The following is a 14,519-nucleotide window of genomic DNA, read 5'->3' on the forward strand; positions in this document are numbered from 1 at the left end:
CGCCGCATCTACTGTATACGACGATACGAAACCCACCAGTCGCGTCCGACCCTGGTTCGAGAGCCGTCGTGCCGTGCGAGGACGTCACACGGAAAATCCGGTCGTCTCGCCCGCCAGGGACGAAAGAACAAGATTTTATGCGGCGCTGAAGAAGTACCCGTCACTATGGGTAAGAAATCGAAGGCCAAGAAGAAGCGGCTGGCCAAGCTCGAGCGGCAGAACAGCCGGGTTCCCGCGTGGGTCATGATGAAGACGGACATGGAAGTCCAGCGCAACCCCAAGCGGCGCAACTGGCGCCGAAGCGACACGGACGAGTAACCAATGAGTTCCAACGACTTCGAAGAGCGTGTCGTCACGGTCCCGCTCCGAAAGGTGAAGGCCGTCCCGGACCACGAACAGGCCGGCCGCGCCATGACGCTCGTCCGCGAGCACCTCGCGAAGCACTTCAACGTCGAGGAGAGCGACGTCCGGCTGGACCCGTCGCTCAACGAGACCGTCTGGGCTCGCGGCCAGCAGAACCCGCCGAGCAAGCTTCGCGTTCGCGCCGCACGGTTCGTCGAAGACGGCGAGCCGATCGTCGAAGCCGAGCCCGCACGATAACACGTGCTCCGCGTCTCCTTCGCTGGCTCGTCGTACATCGGTGTCTTCGCGCGTGCGACAGACGACTGTCTGCTCGTGCGGCCCGACGCCGACGCCGACCTCGTCGCCGCCCTCGGCGAGGAACTCGAGGTTCCCACCCTCGAGACGACGGTCGGCGGCTCCGCCACGGTCGGTGCGCTCGCGACCGGCAACGAGAACGGGGTCCTCGTCACGAGTCGGTCGACGGAGCGCGAGCGCGACGCCATCGCCGAGGTCGCCGACCTCCCGGTGTACGAACTGCCCGGCCGCATCAACGCCGCCGGCAACGTCGTGCTCGCCAACGACTACGGCGCGTACGTCCACCCGGACCTCTCCGACGAGGCCACGGCCGTCGTCGAGGAAGCGCTCGAGGTCCCGGTCGAGCGCGGCGACCTCGCGGACGTCCGAACCGTGGGAACGGCGGCCGTCGCGAACAACCGCGGCGTGCTCTGTCACCCCAAATCGAGAGAGCCCGAACTCGAAGCCCTCGAGGAACTGCTGGACGTCCGCGCCGACATCGGCACGGTGAACTACGGCGCGCCGCTGGTGGGTTCGGGCCTCGTTGCCAACGAGGCGGGATACGCCGTCGGCGAGGACACCACCGGTCCCGAACTCGGCCGCATCGAGGACGCACTCGGCTACATCGACTGACCACCGCTTTCGCCCGCCGCTCGGTCTCCGACAACTCCGAGTAGGAAGACTCTTCCCGCTCCTTCTCCCAGGCGTAGACATGAGCCAGTTTACGGTGAGCGGCCGCTTCCGGACCCGGCATGGGCTCCAGGAGTTCACGAAGAGTATCGATGCACCCAACGAGTCGGTCGCTCGCGAACACGTGCTGTCGCAGCTCGGCAGCGAGCACAACCTCAAGCGCACCCAGGTCGAACTCGGGGAGGTGACCGCCGCATGATGGGTGGCGGTGGCAACCAGCAGCTCCAGCAGCTCTCGCAGGAACTGCAGGCGATTCAGGGCGAGATCGACGAACTCGAAGCCGAGATCGACGACTACCAGCAGGAGCAAGACGAGATCGACGAGGCCGTCGACGCCATCGAGACGCTCGAGACCGGCTCGACCGTGCAGGTCCCCCTCGGCGGCGGCGCGTACGTCCGCGCCGAGATTCAAGACATCGACGAGATCATCGTCGACCTCGGTGCCGACTACGCCGCAGAGCAGGAGCAAGACGCCGCCGCGGACGCGCTCCAGCACAAGAAGCAGGCCATCGAGGACCGCATCGACGAGGTCCGTGCGGAAATCGACGAGCTCGAAGACGAGAGCTCCGAACTCGAACAGCAGGCCCAGCAGATGCAACAGCAGATGCAGCAGCAACAGATGCAGCAGATGCAGCAGATGCAGCAGGCCGAAGAAGACGCCGACGAGTAACCCCAGATGTTCGACGGGCTGAAGAAGAAGCTCAACAGCTTCCGCAAGGACGTCGAGGAGACGGCCGAAGAGAAGGCCGACGCCGAAGAAGAGGCCGAACCCGGGGCAGAGGCCGAACCTGACGCCGAGGCCGAACCTGACGCCGAGGCCACGGCGGCGGCCGACTCCGTCGAATCGACAGCCGCGACTGTCTCCGACTCGGCCGCGGACTCGAGCGAGGCGGCCGACGCCTCCGAGAGCGACGCCCCCTCCGCGGTAGACGCGGACGATGCACCCGAGCCCACCGAGGCATCGACTGCCGCGGAGACTGGGGCAGACGCCGCCGACGAGGCAGCCGCGGAGACTGTCGAGGCGGACGCGACGGCGACCGACACGGATGCGGGCGTCGAATCCGACGCCGAGGACGTCCCCGACGACGTCGACCTCGACGAGGAGGCGCTCGCCGCCGACGGCGTCGAAGCCGCCGTCGAAGAGGCCGCCGGCGGCCGGGGCGGCGAGAACGCCAGCACGCTCCAGCGAGCCAAGGCGTTCGCCACGGGCCGCATCATCATCGAGGAGGAGGACCTCGAAGAGCCGCTCTGGCAGCTCGAGATGGCGCTTCTCGAATCCGACGTCGAGATGAACGTCGCCGAGGCCATCCTCGAGACCATCCGCGAGAAGATGATCGGCGAGTCCCGCAAGCAGGTCGATACCACGGCGGAACTCGTCTCGGAGGCGCTCTCCGACGCGCTCCTCGAAGTCATCTCTGTCGGCCAGTTCGACTTCGACCAGCGTATCCGGGAGGCCGACAAGCCCGTCACTCTCATCTTCACCGGCGTCAACGGCGTCGGCAAGACGACGTCTATCGCCAAGTTGGTCCGATACTTCGAAGAACGGGGTCTGTCGACCGTCATGGCGAACGGCGACACCTACCGCGCCGGTGCCAACGAGCAGATTCAGCGCCACGCCGACAACCTCGGGGAGAAGCTCATCACTCACGAGCAGGGTGGTGACCCGGCGGCCGTCATCTACGACGCCGTCGAGTACGCCGAGGCGCACGACATCGACGTCGTCCTCGGGGACACAGCGGGTCGACTCCACACCTCGAACGACCTGATGTCCCAACTGGAGAAGATCGACCGCGTCGTCGACCCGGACATGACGCTGTTCGTCGACGAGGCGGTCGCCGGCCAGGACGCCGTTCAGCGGGCGAAGAAGTTCAACGAGGCCGCCGAAATCGACGGCGCCATCCTCACGAAGGCCGACGCCGACTCCCAGGGCGGGGCGGCTATCTCCATCGCCTACGTCACCGGGAAGCCCATCCTCTTCCTCGGCGTCGGGCAGGGGTACGACGACCTCACCCGGTTCGACCCCGAGGAACTCGTCGAGAGTCTCCTCGCCGACGGCGAGTAGTCCGGCCACGCGGCGGCCACCCCTTTTCGGACTCGCGCCCGTTCAGCAATCATGAGCACTATCGCCGCCCTTCGTTGTCGCGACGGCGTCGTCGTCGCCGGTGACCGCCTGGTCGTCCGCGACGGACGAGTCGAGAGCCGGAACCGTCGGCACGTACTCGACGTCGCTTCCGACGTCGGTGCCGCAGCCGTCGGCCGCGACGTCACACGCTTCGCCGACCGCCTCACGGGCGAACTCCGGACGTACCGGTTCGAGCGTGAGGCGGTGTCACTCGAGGCGCTCGAACGCGTCGCGAGCGACGTCGTTCGCGACACCGGTGTCGAGGCTCTCGTCGCTGCACGCGACGCGGACGGGCGCGCGGCGCTTCGCGCCGTCTCCGCCGACGGGTCGACGCTCTCCGACTCACCGATGGCGTTCGGGAGCGGCACCCCGTTCGTCCTCGGCGCGCTCGAAGCGGTCGACGCGGCGTCGACGTCGCTCCCGGCGGCCGAGACGTTCGTCCGTGAGGCCTTCGACAGCGCGGCCGAACGCGACCCCGGCACCGGGAGCGAGGTCGACGTCTGGACGCTCGCGGACGGGTCGGAAGACGCCACAGACGGGGCCGGTTCGGATGCGGACTCGTCCGACCTCTGACCGACCTCACGCCCCCTCCGCACCGTCCGGTCGGGTGTACCACCACGCCCAGAGTATCAGAACGCCCTGCAGTGGGAGCCGTGCCACCGTCGCCGCATCGGAGGGCTCGCGCGCCCACTCGGGAACGCCCTCGAGGACCACGTCGTGGGTCGCCATGTAGACGTTCGCCGGAAAGACGGCGAGCAACAGGAGCACGAGTCCCCAGGCCGCGGCCCGACGGGTTCGCGGCACGAGCACCCCGAGTCCGAGAACCACCTCGGCGACGCCCGAGAGATAGACGAGTTCGAGCGGCCGGGGAAACGCCGGCGGGACGACCTGGACGTACACCTGCGGAACGAGGAAGTGCAGCACGCCCGCGACGACGTACAGTCCCCCCATCACGTAGCGAAGCGGGTGTTTGAACCGAGCGAGTGTGGTGGTGACCTCGTCGCGCATCTCGTCTGCGGGTTCGGGCGAGACACAAAGAGGGTTCGCCCCTAGACGACGAGCGCCCCCGCGAGGACGACCATCACCGCGCTGGCGACGTACTGGAGGCCCTGCGAGAGCCGACTCCGCGCGAGCAACTGCCCCGCGCGGTTCGACGCGAGTGCCACGCTGGAGAGGTAGACGGCCGTGACCAGTGCGTACAACACGCCCAGGACGGCCATCCGCGTGGGGGCGTCGGGACCCGAACCGGCGAACCCCGGCAGGAACGCGAGAAAGAACAGCGCCACCTTCGGGTTGAGCGCGTTCACCAGCACCCCCCGTCGGAAGCTACCCCCTGCTTCGCTCTCCGTCGTCGGGTCGAACTCCTCGGTTCGGAGCGCCTGCGCGGCGAGGTAGAGCAGGTAAGCCGCCCCGACGTATTTCACGAGTGTGAACGCCGTCGGTGCGGTCTGTAAGAGCGCCGAGATGCCGAGGGCCGCGGCCAGCGTGTGACCGAGGACACCCGTGGCGACGCCGAGCGCCGAGCGGACCCCGGCGTCGGGACCCTGGAGGCCGCGAGCGAGGACGTACATGGTGTCCGGGCCGGGTGCGAGGATGAGCGCCACCGCTGCGGCGAGGTACGCGAGGAGCGTCGTGGGCTCGAAGCCGAAGACGGCGCCGACCATCGTGTCGCTCGCGGATTGTGCGGAGAGGGATAAGTAACGTGTGGATGCTCCAGGCATCGTCCTCGCGTCTCCGGGTCGAAGCGCATCGGAACCGACGAACAAAGCCTTTACCGCCTCCGTCTCCTACCCGAACGCAATACGATGGTACTCGACAACCTCGGGAGTTCGCTCAGGGGCTCACTGGACAAGCTCCAGGGCAAGTCCCGACTCGACAAGGACGACGTGCAGGAGATCGTCAAGGAGATCCAGCGCTCGCTCCTGTCGGCGGACGTCGACGTGAGCCTCGTGATGGACCTGTCGGACTCCATCAAGACGCGCGCGCTCGACGAGGACCCCCCGGCGGGAACGAGCGCCCGCGACCACGTGCTGAAGATCGTCTACGAGGAACTCGTCGACCTCATCGGCGACTCGACCGAGATTCCGCTCGAGCCTCAGACCATCATGCTCGCCGGCCTCCAGGGGTCGGGGAAGACCACCACCGCCGCCAAGATGGCGTGGTGGTTCTCGAAGAAGGGCCTCCGACCGGCGGTCATCCAGACCGACACGTTCCGGCCGGGTGCGTACGACCAGGCGAAGCAGATGTGCGAACGCGCGGAGGTCGACTTCTACGGCGACCCCGACGCCGACGACCCCGTCCAGATCGCCGAGGAGGGGCTCGACGCGACGGACGATGCCGACATCCACATCGTCGACACTGCCGGCCGCCACGCGCTCGAGGCCGACCTCATCGACGAGATCGAGGAGATCGAATCGGTCGTCCAGCCCGACCTCAACCTCCTCGTCCTCGACGCGGCCATCGGCCAGGGGGCGAAAGAACAGGCCCGTGAGTTCGATAGCTCCATCGGCATCGGCGGCGTCGTCATCACGAAACTCGACGGGACCGCGAAGGGCGGCGGTGCGCTCACCGCCGTGAACGAGACCGGCTCTTCTATCTCCTTCCTCGGGACCGGCGAGACGGTCCAGGACATCGAGCGGTTCGAGCCGAACGGCTTCATCTCCCGCCTGCTCGGGATGGGTGACCTCAAACAGCTCTCCGAGCGCGTCGAGCGCGCGATGGCCGAGACCCAGGCCGAAGACGAGGACTGGGACCCCGAGGACATCATGAAGGGGTCGTTCACGCTCAAGGACATGCAGAAGCAGATGGAGGCGATGAACAAGATGGGGCCGCTCGATCAGGTGCTGGACATGATTCCGGGCCTCGGCGGCGGCCTCAAGGACCAGCTCCCCGAGGACGCGATGGACGTCACCCAGGACCGAATGCGGAAGTTCGAGGTCATCATGGACTCGATGACCGACGCCGAGATGGAGAACCCCCGTTCTGTCGGCGCACAGCAGGTCCGTCGTATCGCCCGTGGCTCCGGCACCGACGAGGAGACGGTGCAGGAACTCCTCCAGCAGCACAAGATGATGGAGCGCACGCTCAAGCAGTTCCAGGGGATGGGCGACGGCGATATGCAACGGATGATGAAGAAGCTCCAGAAGCAGGGTGGCGGCGGGATGGGCGGCATGGGCGGGATGGGTCCGTTCGGCGACTGACCGGCCTCGTCCCCTCTCGAGTTCCGCGCCCCGTCGCTCAGGCTGTCGGCGTCTCGCCCGATTTTTACCCCTCCGCCGCGAATCATCTCCGATGACCGTCCGCGAGGTGGCGCTCGACGCCTACCGTGAAGCGCTCCCCGCGCTCGTCGCCAGTCTGCTCGGCGGACTCCTCGCCGGCGTCGTCCTCAGCGGGATGCGACCGGAACTCCGCGACGTCCCAGGTCTCCTCGTCCTCATCCCGGCGCTGCTCGCCACCCGGGGGAACGTGTACGGGTCCCTCGGCGCACGGGTCGCCACCGCACTCCACCAGGGGCTCATCGAACCGCGTCTCTCCGAAGCCGACAGACGGCTAGGTGCGGCCGCGGCCGCGGCCATCTCGAACGGGCTCCTCGCGTCGACGTTCGCTTCCGTCGTCGTCTTCGCGCTCCTCACCGCGCTCGGCGACTCGGTCGCGCCGCTCTCGACGCTCGTCGGTATCGCCCTCATCGCCGGTATCCTCTCGGGCGTCGTCTTGACCGTCGTCGTCGTGACCGTCGTCTTCGCCGGCTACCGCCGCGGGCGCGACCCCGACACGCTCGTCGGCCCCATCGTCACCACCACGGGCGACGTCTTCGGCGTCCTCTTTCTCCTCTTGGCCGTTCGAATCGTGCTCGGATTCGGTATCGGAGGCGGTGGCTGATGCCGACCGAGTGGTCGGTCCGGGCCATCACTCGCGCGATGCTGCCCGTCCTTCTCGCGCTCACGCTCGTCGAAATCGGCTCGGGCCTCGTCCTCGGCAGTTTCGAGTCCTCGTTGCTTCGGTTTCCGACCCTGCTCGTGTTGGTGCCCGTCACCATCGGCACTGCCGGCAACCTCGGGAGCATCCTCGCGGCTCGCCTCTCGACGGCGTTCCACCTCGGGACGCTCTCGTTCGACCCGCGCGACGAGGCGCTGGCGGGGAACGCCCTCGCCACGCTCGGGCTCTCTGTCACGGTGTTCCCCCTCATCGGGACGGGCGCGTGGCTCCTCTCGACGCTCCTCGGCACGGCACGGCTCCCGCTGTCGACGGTCCTCGCCGTCGCGATTACGAGCGGTGTCGCCCTCGCGGTGCTGGCGGTCGTCGTGACGCTCGTCGCGACGTACGCGGCCTACCGCTTCAGCCTCGACCCCGACGACGTGGTCATCCCGCTCGTGACCAACGCTTCCGACGTGCTGGGCGTGCTGGTGCTGTTCGGGGCCGTCCAGCTGTACGTCTGAGCGCGGTGCGCGTGGCTTTTTATCTCCGCCGCGTCTGTCGACACTGATGGCCTCTCGCTCCCTCCCGGGCCGCGACCGTCCGTACGTCGCCGCCCCGTTTCTCGGCATCCTCGTGACGCTCCCCGTCCAGCTGTTGAGCGGGCTGTTGGGACTGGTCCCAGCACAGACCGTCCTCGTCGCCCTCATCGCGGCGGGACTGGTTGGAGCCGGCTTCGGCACGCGGTACGCGGGTGAGACGGTCACCGCCGCCTCCCTCTCCGCCTCCCTCGCCGCCGGCGGCGCGGTCATCGTTCTCATCGTCGCCGGCTCGTTGTGACGCCGCTCTCGGTGGGCCACGACCACCAGCCAGCGCGGTCGCCCCGACCGACGCGCCTTTGCCCGCTCGCGCCCGAGACTCGACCGTGACCTCGGCGTCGCTCGTCGTACTCCAGTCGGACCTGTTCGCCGTCCTCGTGGACGTCCTCCCTCGAGTCGCGCGCATCGCCGTCTTCATCGCCGTCGGGGTGTTCCTCGCGAACCTCGCCGTCGGCTTCGGCCTCGTCGAACACATCGCTGGCCTCTCGCAGTACCTCACGCGACCGGCGAACCTCCCCGACGAGGTGGGGACCGCGATTCTCACGACCGCGGCATCGACGACGGCGGGGTACGGGATGCTCGCCGAGTTCCGCGAGTCGGGCCTGCTCGACGACCGCGCGACGCTCGTCGCCGTCACCATCAACACGTTCTTCGGCTTCGTCCAGCACATCTTCACGTTCTACGTTCCCGTCCTGATTCCCATCCTCGGGTTCGAGGTCGGCGTGCTGTACGTCGGGTCTCGAGCGCTCGTCGCGCTCGGCATCACGCTCGCGGGCGTCGCCGCCGGTGCCCTGTTGCTCGGCGGCGACAACGTCGACTCGTCGGCGACGGCCGCGACCGACGGTGGACCGATAGCCGACGAGGGACCCGAGACGCGCCGCGAGGTCGTCGAACACGCCTGGGAGCGAACGCTTCCCAAACTCCGGCGTATCGTGCCCCGTCTGGCGGTCGTCTACACGCTCGTCGTCGTCCTCACCCGCACCTACGACCTCACCGCGCTCACCAGCGTCGCCGACCCGCTCGCGACCGTCGTGGGGCTCCCCGGTGCCGCCGTGCCGGTCATCGCCGTCTTCGCGCTCGACACGACGGCGGGTGCGGCGACCATCGCCCCGCTCGTCGGTGTCGAGTTCACCGCGCGGCAGGCGGTGGCGACGATGCTCATCGGCGGTATCGTCTCGTTCGCCGTCTCGACGTTCAAGCGCTCGATTCCCTTCCAGTACGGCATCTGGGGCCCCGCCTTCGGGTCGAAGGTCATCGCGGTGAACACGGCGTTCAAAGTGGTGTTCATCGGCCTCGTCGTGACCGCACTGTTGACGGTCTGACCGTTTCGCCGCTAGTACATCTCCCCACCCAGAGGAACCGCTTCGTCGGGCGTCACCAGCACGGCCGTGCCGTCGCCACCGGACACCCCGACCGTGAGCGTCTCGGACGCGAAGCCGGCGCTGTTGACGACGCCCGGGTCGCCCGCGAGTTTCACGACTTCGGACGTTTGGGCTCCATGCCTCGGGGAACGACGCTGTGGACAGTCCCTCCCCAACGGCGATGGCGACGTCGAACGGACCGGCCCCTCTCTCCGGTCGCCACCGCATACAACCGGAGTAAGATACTCAACCCTCCCCCGCGCACATCCGTGCATGACAGACAGTCGACGATACGAGTTCGAGGGGACGACGCCGACCATCGCCGACTCGGCGAGCGTGGCACGAGACGCGACGCTCGTCGGCGACGTCCGGGTCGGTCCCGATTCGAGTATCTGGCCCGGCGTCGTCCTCCGCGGCGACATCGGCCCGGTCATCGTCGGTGGGGAGTCGCACGTCGGCGACAACGCCGTGCTCCACGCGGCTCGCCTCGGCGACCGGGTGATGGTCGGTCACGGTGCCGTGTTGAACGAGACGACGGTGGGCGACGGGTCGATGATCGGGTTCAACTCCACCGTCTCGGACACCCACATCGGCGAGGGGAGTATCGTCGCCGTGGGCACCGTCATCCCCGAGGGCCTCGACATCCCGGCCGAGTCGTTCGCACGGGGGGCACCGGCGACGGTGACGCCACTCTCGGAGACGACGTTCGACGTCGAGGAAGCGTTCGAGGCCTACTCTTCAGGAGACTACTCGGATCTGGCGAGTCGACACACCGACCTGTTCGACTGACGTTACTCGTCCGGACGAACCGGCTTCCCGCCCTCCGTCGGCGGCGCGATGGCGTCGATGTACGCCTCGACGGAGGGTGAGCGAACCCGCACCTGCACTTCGATGTCACCGAGTTCGTCGGGGTTCCCAACGGAGAAGTTGACGACCCCCTTGAACGCCGCCTGTTTCTTCAGCGCGAAGGAGAAGCCCTCGTCGTCGGCGCGACGGAAGAACTCCCGCCGCGCCGAGTCGAGTATCTCCTGCTCGTGGAGGCGCTCGGAGAAGCGCTCCAGCGAGTGCGTCTCGGCGACGACCTGCCCGGCCTCGTGTTCGAGGTCGGCGTTCGGGAAGAGGTTCGCCACGGCGTCGGCGACCCGGTCAGACACCTCGGTGTCACGGACCGGGGCGACGACGCGCGCGTCGATGCTGTACACGTCGGTCATCGGTGTTCCTCCTCCGGTGCGGGGATGTCGAGGACGCGGCGGACACGGGTCCGAAAGGCCTCCAGCGAGTCGGTGTTGTTGATGACGACGTCCGCACGGCTCATCGCCTCGTCCATACCGAACTCGAGTTCGCGCTGTTCGCGTTCGAGCAGCGCGTCGCGGTCCTCGTCGGTCAGGTCTCGGCCCCGTTCGGCCAGGCGGGCGGCGCGAACCTCGAACGGCGCTTCGACGCTCACGAGCGTGAAGTCGTCGCCGAACGCCTCCTCGAAGGCGTCGACTTCGACGCCCGACCGGAGACCGTCGACGACGACCATCTCGCTCTCGTTCAGGTACTCCTTGACCATCGGGAGCGACCGCCTGGCGATGGCCGCGGGGCCGTCCTCTTCGCGGAGCGCGCGGGCGACCGTCCCGTGTTCTTCGGGTGGCAGTCCGCGCGCTTCTGTCTCGGCTCTGACGACGTCGCCCATGGTCACAACGGGGATATCCGCCCGCTCCGCCACGGCCGCGGCCTCGCCCTTGCCGCTCCCGGGGAGTCCGACGGTCCCGATGACTCTCATATGCGCCCGTACCCGCCCACGTCATTTCACTCCGTCGGGTTCCCGCAGCCACCACGGTGTCGCGACCCGCTCACACCCGCCTCGAACCGCCGCGTGGAGACGGTCGTGAACCCCGTTTTATACGCGTCGGCCGCGTATCAGTCACTATGCCTCAACGGTCGCTCCTCGTCCGCGCCCTCTGGTTCGTCTTCGTCGGCTGGTGGGCGACGCCCGCCGTCGTCAACATCGCGTGGCTGCTCAACGCCACCATCGTTCTCCTTCCGCTCGGTATCAAACTCATCAACCTCGTTCCCACCGTGCTCACCCTCCGCGAACCGCGGTCGGTCATGGACCCCGACGCGCCGGGGCAGGGGCAGCGCTCGCTCGCAGTCCGGGCGGTGTACTTCGTCGTCGTCGGCTGGTGGCTCTCGTGGCTCTGGGCCAACGTCGCCGCGTTCCTGGCGGTGACGATTATCGGGCTGCCGGTGGCGCTCTGGATGTTCAACCGACTGCCGTACGTGACGTCGCTGTACCGGTTCGACGGGTGATTACTTTCGCTCTACGGGTTTATTTCACATACTGTTCACCACTTGCGGGCGCATGGACTCTGTATTTGATCCTAAATCGAAAGGAGAACGCATTGAGGCTGTTATACTTGCAGAACTCGTCCACAGAGGACTAACTGTACTGACTCCATTTGGCGAAAACCACCGATACGATTTCGTAATCGAAACAAGCCAAGGCTTCAATAGGCTCCAGTGCAAGTCCGCTCGCGACGAAGGAGAAGTTATCCGATTTAGCACTAGAAGCACTCGGCCAAGAGCTAACGGATACGATACTGCTGATTACGACCGAGACATCGATTATTTTATCACGACTGTTGGACTTGGGTCGGATGTGTATCTCGTTCCTATCGAGGACGCCTCGAAGAACGAGATGGTGCTTCGCAAAGAGCCACCAGCAAACAACCAGTCAAAGGGTATAAACTGGGCTGATGAATATCGGCTGGATGCGCACATTGACCGGCTTCGAGGGCACGTAGCTCAGCCTGGATAGAGCGTCGGACTTCTATCTCCGTCGGTACTCCGTCGGAGGAAGACATCCGATGGTCGTGGGTTCAAATCCCATCGTGCTCGTCACTTCTCCGCGAACGACAGCGAGTAGTAGTGACGAGTCCACGTGGGAGTTGAATCAGGGAGCGGGCGGTGAGCGAGCGAACGGGGGTCGCGTGTACAGAGGGCGATGGGTCCGCGCCCGCGCTCGCGTCTCGACGCCGACTACCCGTCCGCCGCCGGGAGTCGCACCGTGAGCATCGACGCCCCGTCCCCGTCGGCCAACTGGACGTCACCCCCGAGGCGAGTGACCACCCACTCGACGAGCCACGTGTTGAGTCCCGAAGCGTGTTCCAGCGGCGTCTCGCGCCCCGTTCTGACCGGGGTCCACTCGTTCGTCACCGTCTCCTCGAGACGGAACCGCAGTTCGACCTCGTCCTCCGTGTTCCGAATCGTCACCGTCGGGCCCGCCCGGTCGTCCGCGGAGCCGACCGCCGCATCGAGGAGTTCTCGGAGGGCGACGGCGAGCGTCGCGTCGGCGGCGACCGGGGCGGTGTCGGGGCCGTCGATGTCGAGCCCGTGCACCCCATCGTCGACGACCCGCGTCCACTGCTGGTCGAGGAGTTCTCGGAGGTCGACGACCCACCGGTCGGCTTCGGCGGGTTCGAGCGTGAACTCCGCGTCCGTCGCTCGCTCGCTGAGGTCGTGGAGTTCCGTCGTCGCTCGCTGGATCGCTTCGGCCGAAGCCACGCCTCTGTCGTCGCCTCGTTCGGACAGTCGCCTGCACAGTTCGTCCGCGTGGCCCGCGATGACGTTCAGCTCGTTCCGAAGGTTGTGCCGGAGGACGCGGTGGAGTACTTGCAGTACCTGCTGTTGAATCCGCTCGTCGGTCACGTCCTCCTGGATGGCGACGAACCCATCGACACGGTCCTCGTCGTAGATGGGCGCGATGGTCTGTCTGGCGTGGTAGAGTTCGCCGTTCGCTCGGCGGTCGACGATGGCCTCCCGCCACACCTCGCCCCCGTTGATGGTTCGGTACATCTCGTCGTAGTAGGCGTCGGACATCCGCCCCGAGTTGAGGAGGATGGGTTTCTCTCCGATCACCTCCGTGACGGAGTGTCCGGTAATCCGCTCGAACGACGGGTTGGCGTAGGTGATGGTTCCCGTGACGTCGGTGACGTAGATCGCCGGGGCAGCGTGTTCGACGGCCCGTGAGAGGTGTCTGACCTCTCGCTCGCGACGCTCTCGCTCGGTCACGTCGAGGAGGACGCCGGCGATGGCCACACCGCCGTCGACCCTGACGCCGCTCCCGCTGGTTTCGACCTCGATTCGCGTCCCATCGGCGCACAACCCGCTGAAGACGTAGTGTGCCCGCTCTCGATGTCCCTGTTCTCGGACCTCGAGGTACCGACGGACCCTGCTGCGGTCCTCGGGCGCGACGAACGACATGACGGGCCGCCCTTCCATGGCCGCCGGCGTCGTCCGGAAGACGTCGGCCAGCCGGGGGCTGACGTAGCTGAACGCCCGGTCCTCGATGACGTATATCCCGACGATGTTCTGTTCGACGAGTCGCTGGTACCAGCGGCTGTGGAGTGTGTTCCCGTCGTCGAGCGGGACTCGCTCGGTGGCTCTGTTTCTCGCTTCGACGCCGCGGTTCCCGTCGACGAGCGCGTCGACGCTCCGTGCGAGTAGTTCGTCCGCGAGGGCGTCCGACGTCCGGGGCCGAACGTCGGCCACGTCGTACGCCGCGACGGCCTCGCTGACCGCCGCGAGGTCGGCGTCGGTGAACAGCACGACAGGAACCGACGGCCGCCGCGCTCTGAGCGCCGCGAGAAACGAGTCGCCCGAGTCGCTCGCCTCGTCCGTGTCCGTCCACGGGGCGACGACGCAGACGACCGCATCGTCTTCGACCGCCGAGAGCGCCACCGCATTCGCCTCCCTGGTCGAGACGGAGACGCCCGGCAGCGCCCGCTCGACGGCACGTCCCGCTCGCACCGTCCGCGCGTCGTCACCCACGAACAGGACGACCGAGTCGCGGTCCGGGTCGTTCACGGCCGTCCTCCACGTCTCACGTAGACGAGGCTGTCGGTCTCACGCCCCGGCGACCGTCGAGACGACTTCATGCACCCGACACCCGTCCCCGACATATACGTCTATCTCCGGGAGATTCGACGGTGAGAATCCGGGCACGCGGTCTCTTCAGTGCCTCGCGGGTGCTGTTGTTCGCGGTCGGCAAAAGAACGGAGCAGTGTCGGTCGAACGGCGGTGCAACGGGTCAGGGGGATGGGTGAGTGAGTCCACCCGAGGGGCTCACTCTCGCGGGTGGCGTACTGCGCTCACGGGGAGCGAGGCTCCCCGTTCGCTTCGAGGCTTCCCTTCGGTCAGCCTCGCTCGCTCCCCG

General features: G+C 67.2%; 21 protein-coding genes and 1 tRNA gene. 16 read left to right on the forward strand and 6 right to left on the reverse strand.

Annotation, left to right across the window (positions count from 1 at the left end):
• Positions 1–165: 165 nt before the first annotated feature.
• From E6N53_RS04695 to E6N53_RS04725, 7 genes are all read left to right on the forward strand, one after another.
• Positions 166–318, forward strand: coding sequence for a 50S ribosomal protein L39e (locus tag E6N53_RS04695; protein WP_103427295.1), 153 nt, complete (start codon positions 166–168; stop codon positions 316–318).
• Between the two features lie 3 nt (positions 319–321).
• Positions 322–600, forward strand: a complete 279-nt coding sequence (locus E6N53_RS04700) for a 50S ribosomal protein L31e (RefSeq protein ID WP_136592309.1) — start codon at positions 322–324, stop codon at positions 598–600.
• A gap of 3 nt (positions 601–603) precedes the next feature.
• Complete coding sequence (locus E6N53_RS04705; protein WP_142857351.1) at positions 604–1,269, forward strand: translation initiation factor IF-6; 666 nt, start codon at positions 604–606, stop codon at positions 1,267–1,269.
• Between the two features lie 79 nt (positions 1,270–1,348).
• On the forward strand, positions 1,349–1,525 hold the full coding sequence (gene rpl18a / locus E6N53_RS04710; protein ID WP_136592311.1) for a 50S ribosomal protein L18Ae: 177 nt from the start codon (positions 1,349–1,351) through the stop codon (positions 1,523–1,525).
• Positions 1,525–1,995, forward strand: coding sequence for a prefoldin subunit alpha (gene pfdA / locus E6N53_RS04715; RefSeq protein ID WP_142858450.1), 471 nt, complete (start codon positions 1,525–1,527; stop codon positions 1,993–1,995). The genes rpl18a and pfdA overlap by 1 nt, the downstream gene beginning before the upstream one ends.
• A gap of 6 nt (positions 1,996–2,001) precedes the next feature.
• Complete coding sequence (gene ftsY / locus E6N53_RS04720) at positions 2,002–3,387, forward strand: signal recognition particle-docking protein FtsY (protein ID WP_142857354.1); 1,386 nt, start codon at positions 2,002–2,004, stop codon at positions 3,385–3,387.
• Between the two features lie 51 nt (positions 3,388–3,438).
• Complete coding sequence (locus E6N53_RS04725; protein ID WP_142857356.1) at positions 3,439–4,020, forward strand: Ntn hydrolase family protein; 582 nt, start codon at positions 3,439–3,441, stop codon at positions 4,018–4,020.
• Between the two features lie 6 nt (positions 4,021–4,026).
• On the opposite strand, the gene E6N53_RS04730 is transcribed toward E6N53_RS04725, so the two are convergent.
• Entirely contained in the window at positions 4,027–4,455 is a 429-nt protein-coding gene (locus E6N53_RS04730) for a DoxX family protein (RefSeq protein WP_142857357.1), read from the reverse strand.
• Between the two features lie 41 nt (positions 4,456–4,496).
• A complete protein-coding gene (locus tag E6N53_RS04735) occupies positions 4,497–5,111 on the reverse strand; it encodes a LysE family translocator (RefSeq protein ID WP_142857359.1) in 615 nt (204 codons plus the stop codon).
• Between the two features lie 141 nt (positions 5,112–5,252).
• Here E6N53_RS04735 and E6N53_RS04740 point away from each other — a divergent pair, with 141 nt between their 5' ends.
• The 5 genes from E6N53_RS04740 to E6N53_RS04760 all read left to right on the forward strand — a co-directional run bounded on the left by E6N53_RS04740 (position 5,253) and on the right by E6N53_RS04760 (position 9,280).
• Positions 5,253–6,647, forward strand: a complete 1,395-nt coding sequence (locus tag E6N53_RS04740) for a signal recognition particle protein Srp54 (protein WP_136592316.1) — start codon at positions 5,253–5,255, stop codon at positions 6,645–6,647.
• A gap of 91 nt (positions 6,648–6,738) precedes the next feature.
• Complete coding sequence (locus E6N53_RS04745; RefSeq protein WP_142857361.1) at positions 6,739–7,326, forward strand: magnesium transporter; 588 nt, start codon at positions 6,739–6,741, stop codon at positions 7,324–7,326.
• Complete coding sequence (locus tag E6N53_RS04750; protein WP_136592318.1) at positions 7,326–7,883, forward strand: magnesium transporter; 558 nt, start codon at positions 7,326–7,328, stop codon at positions 7,881–7,883. The genes E6N53_RS04745 and E6N53_RS04750 overlap by 1 nt, the downstream gene beginning before the upstream one ends.
• Positions 7,884–7,929: 46 nt before the next feature.
• Complete coding sequence (locus tag E6N53_RS04755) at positions 7,930–8,199, forward strand: hypothetical protein (protein ID WP_136592319.1); 270 nt, start codon at positions 7,930–7,932, stop codon at positions 8,197–8,199.
• Between the two features lie 85 nt (positions 8,200–8,284).
• Entirely contained in the window at positions 8,285–9,280 is a 996-nt protein-coding gene (locus E6N53_RS04760; protein ID WP_142857363.1) for a nucleoside recognition protein, read from the forward strand.
• Between the two features lie 11 nt (positions 9,281–9,291).
• Here E6N53_RS04760 and E6N53_RS04765 read toward each other — a convergent pair whose 3' ends face one another.
• Positions 9,292–9,435 carry a hypothetical protein gene (locus E6N53_RS04765; protein WP_201741077.1) on the reverse strand — a complete coding sequence of 48 codons (144 nt, stop codon included), beginning with the start codon at positions 9,433–9,435 and terminating at the stop codon, positions 9,292–9,294.
• 157 nt (positions 9,436–9,592) lie between these two features.
• Between E6N53_RS04765 and E6N53_RS04770 the strand changes: the two genes are divergently transcribed.
• On the forward strand, positions 9,593–10,108 hold the full coding sequence (locus tag E6N53_RS04770) for a gamma carbonic anhydrase family protein (protein WP_136592321.1): 516 nt from the start codon (positions 9,593–9,595) through the stop codon (positions 10,106–10,108).
• 2 nt (positions 10,109–10,110) lie between these two features.
• On the opposite strand, the gene E6N53_RS04775 is transcribed toward E6N53_RS04770, so the two are convergent.
• Together E6N53_RS04775 and E6N53_RS04780 are read right to left on the reverse strand one after the other, a co-directional pair.
• On the reverse strand, positions 10,111–10,530 hold the full coding sequence (locus tag E6N53_RS04775) for an RNA-binding domain-containing protein (protein ID WP_136592322.1): 420 nt from the start codon (positions 10,528–10,530) through the stop codon (positions 10,111–10,113).
• Positions 10,527–11,087, reverse strand: a complete 561-nt coding sequence (locus E6N53_RS04780; RefSeq protein WP_136592323.1) for an AAA family ATPase — start codon at positions 11,085–11,087, stop codon at positions 10,527–10,529. Before E6N53_RS04780 ends, E6N53_RS04775 begins: the two co-directional genes overlap by 4 nt.
• A gap of 146 nt (positions 11,088–11,233) precedes the next feature.
• Here E6N53_RS04780 and E6N53_RS04785 point away from each other — a divergent pair, with 146 nt between their 5' ends.
• From E6N53_RS04785 to E6N53_RS04790, 3 genes are all read left to right on the forward strand, one after another.
• Positions 11,234–11,614: a YccF domain-containing protein gene (locus tag E6N53_RS04785; RefSeq protein ID WP_136592324.1), complete on the forward strand. Its 381-nt coding sequence runs from the start codon at positions 11,234–11,236 to the stop codon at positions 11,612–11,614.
• Between the two features lie 52 nt (positions 11,615–11,666).
• Positions 11,667–12,122, forward strand: a complete 456-nt coding sequence (locus E6N53_RS21600) for a group I intron-associated PD-(D/E)XK endonuclease (RefSeq protein WP_161596535.1) — start codon at positions 11,667–11,669, stop codon at positions 12,120–12,122.
• Positions 12,099–12,202: transfer RNA gene (locus E6N53_RS04790), tRNA-Arg, on the forward strand. Before E6N53_RS21600 ends, E6N53_RS04790 begins: the two co-directional genes overlap by 24 nt.
• Before the next feature lie 141 nt (positions 12,203–12,343).
• Here the strand turns inward: E6N53_RS04790 and E6N53_RS21220 are convergent.
• A complete protein-coding gene (locus E6N53_RS21220) occupies positions 12,344–14,170 on the reverse strand; it encodes a PAS domain S-box protein (RefSeq protein ID WP_142857365.1) in 1,827 nt (608 codons plus the stop codon).
• Positions 14,171–14,519: the final 349 nt, after the last annotated feature.

The sequence above is a fragment of the Salinigranum halophilum genome (assembly GCF_007004735.1).
Taxonomy (GTDB): domain Archaea; phylum Halobacteriota; class Halobacteria; order Halobacteriales; family Haloferacaceae; genus Salinigranum; species Salinigranum halophilum.